Below are 6,339 nucleotides of genomic sequence, written 5' to 3' on the forward strand. Positions count from 1 at the left end.
TCTTTGACCACAACGCTGCCTGCGCCGATCGTGCTATTATCGCCCACAGTCACTCCGGGACAAATAATACTGCCGCCGCCAATCCAAACATTATTACCAATATTAATTTCTGCGGCGAGTTCGCGGCCAGAAAGTCTAATTTCTGGGTCTGTGGGGTGAAAAGCGGTGTAAATTTGCACGTTGGGGCCGCACAGCAAATTTTCGCCAATGTTAACTCGATTGCAGTCGAGAATCACGCAGCCAAAATTCATGTACAATCCGTTTCCAGCATAAATATTGCTGCCGTAGTCGCAGTAAAAAGGCGGCTCAATTTCAACTTTTGGCCCAACTGCGCCGAACAATTCGGCGAGAATTTCTAACCGTTTGTCGGGTTCGTCTTCGCGGGTAGAATTGTAAGTTCTGAGGAGGCGGCGGGCTCGGTGGCGTTCGGCAATTAATTGCTCGTCAGCACCTAAATACAATTCGCCGGCGAGCATTTTTTCTTTTTCGGTTTGTTTCATAAAAATCGGCGGTATAAGATAATATGGCGGTTGAACTTTGGTTGAAACCCAGATGTTGCACCATTCTCAACAAGCCTTTTATGGGCGGGCTCTTCGGCCCAACCCCTACTCCCCACAAGAAAATTCACTTTTTGTGGAACGGGCTTCTAGCCTGTTCTTGAGAAATGTGCAAGATGTGAGTTGAAACTGAGATGTTGCACCATTCTCAATTACTTGTTTGGGAACAGGCTCTCCGGCCTGTTCCACAATAAAATTCATGTCTTGTGGAACGGGCCGGAGAGCCCGTTCTTGACAATGGTGCAAGATGTCAGTTTCAACCGCCCGGTATGCTTAATTCTGCAAACAAAGGGATAAATCCAGATTGGTTAATTGCTCAAAAGCTCGATCGATAGATCCTTTTTTCCGCAAAAAACCAGTATTCGCAGCGGGGCAAATATACTGTAAAGTCGAAGGGGAAAATCGATCGACAATTGACTTCACGCTGTTAATTTGTCTGGGCCAGTGAAAAGTTTTTGCCGTCCGAATGGGTACTGGAGCACCTTCGCGGTTGGGGAGCAAGTGTCTGCCGGAAAACAGGACTCCACCGCTGCCACTATCATAAAGACAAGAGGAACCAGGAGAGTGACCGGGAGTCCAAAATGCCAGAGTTCGATCGCTCAAACTAAATTCTCGCTCAAAAACCGTCACCCGCAATCCCGGAAGCAAATAAGCTTCCTGCTCTTGAATCAGGATATCGCACCCCGTGGCTTCCTGAATCTCCCGCGCCTTGGCCATAGCGCCGCGGTGGGTGAGAAACAGCAGCCGCACACCGCCGCATTCCCGCAAAAAGGTTTGGTTGATCTCATCCCAAGGGGGACAATCCACTAAGATGTTCGATTCGTTTTCTACAATGAAATAGGCTGTCGCACCCAGGGTATCCCGGTTAGGCGCGAAAGCAAAGATATTTTGCAGTACCAGCTTGGGCTGTTTGGAGACGGAACTCTGTTGTTTCAAGGAAGTAATAAATATTATGTTTTTTTTACTATGGTTGTTGGTTTTGGGCTGGATATCTTACTACTTGTTGCAGAGCAGCATCAGCCGCATCACCAGAACTCCGGTATGGCTGCTGTGGCTGGTAATGATGGCGCCGGCGCTGATTTGGAGCGGTTGGGTTTTAGCTAACGGCCCAAAAAAAACAGCACCGCCGGAGTTGATAATTATACCTTTTTTGGTTTGCCCTATTTTGTACTGGTTTTTGGTACAGTTGGGACGCAAGGAAATTACCCGATCGGCTCCCGAGCAAGTAACAGATTCGGACGCTGAACCTGCAAAGCCAAAACCGCCCCTGCGCCCGATCGATTCAGCCGAAGAAGCGAGTTTGCGCGATTGTTTTCCTTGGTCAACTTACTTTTTGCGGGATTTAGAATTTCGCCCGCAGGCTGTGATTTGTCGCGGACAGTTACGCACCAACCCGGAGGCGGCTTATCAAACAATTCGGGACAATGTGGAACAGCATTTTGGCGATCGCTTTTTAGTCATATTTCAAAACAGTTTGAGCGGTCAACCTTTTTTTGCCTTAGTTCCCAATCCCAACCGCCAATCAGCCGAAACCCCCGTCAAAACCGCACCTGTTACCAGACCCTTTTTCGCCTTAGCTTTGCTGCTGATCGCCGTGTTTACGACTACGATTGTCGGCTCGCAAATTGCCGGAGTTACTGAAAAGATTTTGCAGTCTAACCCGTCAACGTTGCTCCGGGGTTTGCCTTACTCCCTGGCTCTAATTACAATCTTAGCATTTCACGAGTCCGGACACTATTTAGCGGCCCGATTCTATAAAATTCGCACGACTTTGCCTTATTTTATTCCGATTCCATTTTTCTTGGGAACTTTGGGCGCTTTCATTCAAATGCGGAGTCCAATTCCCCACCGCCGAGCTTTATTTGACATCAGTATTGCCGGCCCGTTTGCGGGTTTGGTTGCGACAGTGCCCTTATTAATTTGGGGTTTGCAGCATTCAACCATTGTACCGCTTTCTGAAAAGTCGGGAATGTTGAATTTTGACTCTTTTAGTCCAAATTTTTCGGTGCTGATGACTTTGTTGAGCAAGTTAACTTTGGGCGGTGCTTTGAATGCGGAAACTGCGATTAATTTGCATCCGGTAGCGGTGGCGGGTTATTTGGGTTTGATCGTGACGGCGTTTAATTTGATGCCGGTGGGACAATTCGACGGCGGGCACATTGTACACGCGATGTTCGGCCAGCGAGCAAGTATGGCGATCGGGCAAGTTGCTAGAGTTTGTATGTTGCTGCTGGCTTTTTTGGAACAGGGTTTGCTGCTGTGGGCAATTATTTTGTTCCTGACTCCTCTCAACAACGAACCGGCGTTGAATGATGTTAGCGAATTGGACAACCGGCGGGATTTTTTGGGGTTGCTGGCGATCGGGCTTTTGTTAATTATTTTGTTGCCTGCACCCAAGATACTCGTTCAGTGGTTAAATATTTAGTCTGAAGAAGGGGAAGGGGAAAGAGGAAGAAGGAAAAGGTTGATAAATCCCAGGGACTTTAGCATTTATCAACCCGCTTTTTCTAGACGCGATCGCAACTCAGCGGCAAAATAGATATTGTAAAAAAATCACTATTAATATTGACATTGAGACGATAAATGTGTTATGTTATTTACGGATTTCGATCTCTATTCACCCACTGCAAGTGCTGTCATGATTCATGAAAAAATGTTCGGTCGATTTTAGATTTTAGATTTGGGATTTGGGAGGGAGAATTACTCACCTCTTGATTCTGCAAAGAAATGAATCTAGGGGGGCGGCACTAAATTGCTTGATTGCAATGCCAGAGCTGATTGTATAGAAATAAAAGTGATATATTTGAAGGGGATTCCGATCGACTTGACCGTCGATTTATTCACCGCGCTAATTGGCAATACTTTGTTCGCGCTTGAAACCGGAACGGAGTAGAGACGACTTAGTTTTTTCTATTGTTAGAAGCAACTTAATCATTTGAAAACCAAGCCAGTCTTTATACGGAATTTTACATCGATTCGTATTAATAAACAAGAAATCACAGGTATCCATGTCAGGGAACAGGTATGAAAATGGGAGGCAGATAAAACCCAATCTTTTTAACCTGTTGGTAATTTTTTTAACTTCCCCAGTGCTAATAGAACCGGGCATAAAATCGTGAAACTCTATAGTAATCTGCTTAACATTGCAGAGCGTGGCATCGCTAGTTGAGTTAAAAACGGCTTCTTCAGCACCTTCAATATCTATCTTCAACAAATCAACTAACTCGATTTTCTGGTTGTTCAGAAAAGTTTCTAAAGTGATACCATCCACTGATATCTCTCCCTGAAGACCGTAGACACTAGCAGATTCCTGACTGATACTGTTACATTCTCGATTATCTGAAGTATATATTTTTAATGGCTCATTTCGGTCTGATATAGCATAATTAAAATTTTTAACTAAGCCATTGTCTGGAAGTTGAGAATACACAGAAGGAACTGCTTCTATGGCGTAACAGCTACAATTGAATTCGCGAGTTATCGCTTCGGTAAATTGACCCACATTTGCGCCTAAATCGATAACAAAAGAGTCAGAGTCTAGGATTTTAGAATAAATAGTATGAGTTTTGAGATTGATCAATCCTGAATGCTTTTGCCAGAAATCGAGGGAGTTCACTAATAAATTATAAAGTGTCATGAGTTTCACGGAATAAATTATCGTTAATACCCACATTAAAAACCATGTGTGCCGACTGAGTGAGGAAAATTAATTAATTGTAACAATACTTTGGTAGGATATAGTATGGCAGTTAAAACCAAATAATTCAAATCGACATGAGCCAGAATTCAGACCGCATTGCCCCTCACGGCGGCATCCTGGTCAACCGCATTGCCACACTAGACCAAAGACAAGAATTTTTCTCTAAAGCAGAAGTCTTGCCGCGAGTTCAGCTTTCAGCCCGATCGATCTCCGACCTGCAAACGATCGCCATCGGCGCCCTGAGTCCCCTTAAAGGGTTCATGAACGAAGCTGATTATCGATCGGTCGTCAAAGAAATGCGCCTCTCCAACGGCATTCCGTGGTCGGTTCCCATCACCCTCTCGGTAACAGAAGAAGTCGCTGCCCCCCTGAAACCAGGAACTTTAGTGCGTCTCGACTCGCCCGCCGGCGAGTTTGCAGGCATCTTGGAACTTGCAGAAAAATATCGCTACAGCAAAGAAGCAGAAGCCCTCAACGTCTACCGCACCGACGACCTCAAACATCCGGGCGTTCAAGTGCTCGACAGCGCCGGGCCGGTCAACCTCGCAGGCGACGTTTGGCTGCTAGAACGCGAACTAGACCCCCGTTTCCCCCAATACCAAATTGACCCGGCGAAATCGAGAATGCTGTTCTCCGAAAAAGGATGGAAAACCATAGTCGGTTTCCAAACCAGAAACCCCATCCACCGGGCCCACGAATACATCCAAAAATGCGCCTTAGAAATAGTAGACGGCTTGTTTTTGCACCCGCTAGTGGGGGCGACGAAAGATGACGACATCCCCGCTGACGTGCGGATGCGCTGCTACGAAATTTTGCTAGAAAAATACTATCCAAAAGAACGGGTAATTTTGGCAATTAATCCGGCGGCGATGCGCTACGCCGGGCCGCGAGAAGCAATTTTTCATGCTTTAATCCGCAAAAACTACGGCTGCACTCACTTTATTGTAGGGCGCGATCACGCAGGAGTTGGCGATTATTACGGAACCTACGATGCCCAACACATTTTTGACGAATTTGAACCCTCTGAATTGGGAATTGTGCCGATGAAATTCGAGCACGCTTTCTATTGCAAGGTGACGGAACAAATGGCTACAACTAAAACAAGTCCCAGCACTCCCGAACAGCGGGTGCATTTGTCGGGAACCAAGGTGCGGGAAATGCTGCGCGCTGGAAAATTGCCACCGCCACAGTTTTCTCGGCCGGAAGTTGCAGCCGAATTGGCCAAGGCTATGAATATTTTTAGTTACGAGATTTAAGTCTGGAACTTTGGTATTCGCGGCCTTGGGAAAAGTTGTTGATTTTGGGTTTTGAGTTTGAAATTTGAAAGTTTAAGCTTAAAACTCAAAAATTGAAACTTATTACTTAAGAATGATCTTAATAATTAACAGTCAGAATCTACAAAAATTAGGCAAAAAGTGGTTTTATACGCTAGTTATAGTGGTAAGGTGCGGCGCGCACCGCCTGCGATGCCCGCCGCGCTCGACAAAATTAGCCGCCAAAAAGTGGTTGAAGAAGCTACTTGTACGGCTCTAGGCGTGGGGTGCAAACCTGCAATATAAAGGTTCTGCCTCAGCCCGGATAGAATTAAATCCCCAAAAAATATTGAGGGGAATTTAAGTTAAAATTCAACTAGACAGCAGGAGTCGGGCCCTCTAACTGTACGACCTTGAGTGCCGGGAGGAATGTGCGCGAGGCCTGACTGCCGAACAAATCTTTGATTCCCGCTATTGCAATATTAGTTTTCACGAGATACGATAACACCAGAGTTTGTGAAGAAAATGCCCCAAGTAATCACCGCCAAGCTAAAACTCAACCTGACTGCCGAGCAAAAAGCTTTGGTATCTCAGACTACTTTAGCCTACCGAGATGCTTTGAATTACACTTCACAAGTCGCTTTTGACGCAGGCAAAACCAGCAATGGCGCTAAGCTACAAAAAGCGGTCTACAACGAATTACGGGTGAGATTTGGGCTGGGAGCCCAAATGGCTTGCAACGTACCCAGACAAGTTTCTGGAACCTATAAGACTCTGTGGACTAAGGTAAAACAATCTAACGATGCTATTGCTTCATGCTACACCAAGA

Annotated in this window: 6 protein-coding genes and 1 pseudogene; 4 read left to right on the forward strand and 3 right to left on the reverse strand. The window is 45.8% G+C overall.

Annotated features, from left to right (window positions below; translation table 11 throughout):
- Positions 1 to 500: sugar O-acetyltransferase (locus tag WBA89_RS17460; RefSeq protein ID WP_424408441.1), on the reverse strand; the 500-nt coding region annotated here is incomplete at its 3' end.
- Between the two features lie 330 nt (positions 501 to 830).
- Entirely contained in the window at positions 831 to 1,493 is a 663-nt protein-coding gene (locus WBA89_RS17465; RefSeq protein ID WP_424408442.1) for an MBL fold metallo-hydrolase, read from the reverse strand.
- 16 nt (positions 1,494 to 1,509) lie between these two features.
- On the opposite strand from WBA89_RS17465, the gene WBA89_RS17470 reads away from it, so the two are divergent.
- On the forward strand, positions 1,510 to 2,982 hold the full coding sequence (locus WBA89_RS17470) for a site-2 protease family protein (RefSeq protein WP_424408443.1): 1,473 nt from the start codon (positions 1,510 to 1,512) through the stop codon (positions 2,980 to 2,982).
- Between the two features lie 423 nt (positions 2,983 to 3,405).
- Here WBA89_RS17470 and WBA89_RS17475 read toward each other — a convergent pair whose 3' ends face one another.
- Positions 3,406 to 4,194 carry an FkbM family methyltransferase gene (locus WBA89_RS17475; protein WP_424408444.1) on the reverse strand — a complete coding sequence of 263 codons (789 nt, stop codon included), beginning with the start codon at positions 4,192 to 4,194 and terminating at the stop codon, positions 3,406 to 3,408.
- Positions 4,195 to 4,331: 137 nt separating this feature from the next.
- On the opposite strand from WBA89_RS17475, the gene sat reads away from it, so the two are divergent.
- The 3 genes and pseudogenes from sat to WBA89_RS17490 form a co-directional block, all read left to right on the forward strand.
- Positions 4,332 to 5,513, forward strand: a complete 1,182-nt coding sequence (gene sat / locus WBA89_RS17480) for a sulfate adenylyltransferase (protein WP_424408445.1) — start codon at positions 4,332 to 4,334, stop codon at positions 5,511 to 5,513.
- 159 nt (positions 5,514 to 5,672) lie between these two features.
- The gene (locus tag WBA89_RS17485) at positions 5,673 to 5,816 is read left to right on the forward strand and encodes a hypothetical protein (protein WP_424408446.1); all 144 of its coding nucleotides are present in this window, start codon (positions 5,673 to 5,675) and stop codon (positions 5,814 to 5,816) included.
- A gap of 219 nt (positions 5,817 to 6,035) precedes the next feature.
- Positions 6,036 to 6,339 (forward strand): annotated as a pseudogene (locus tag WBA89_RS17490) (RNA-guided endonuclease InsQ/TnpB family protein); the annotation flags it as partial.

Origin of the sequence: Microcoleus sp., assembly GCF_049646505.1 — a bacterium.
Taxonomy (GTDB): domain Bacteria; phylum Cyanobacteriota; class Cyanobacteriia; order Cyanobacteriales; family Microcoleaceae; genus Microcoleus.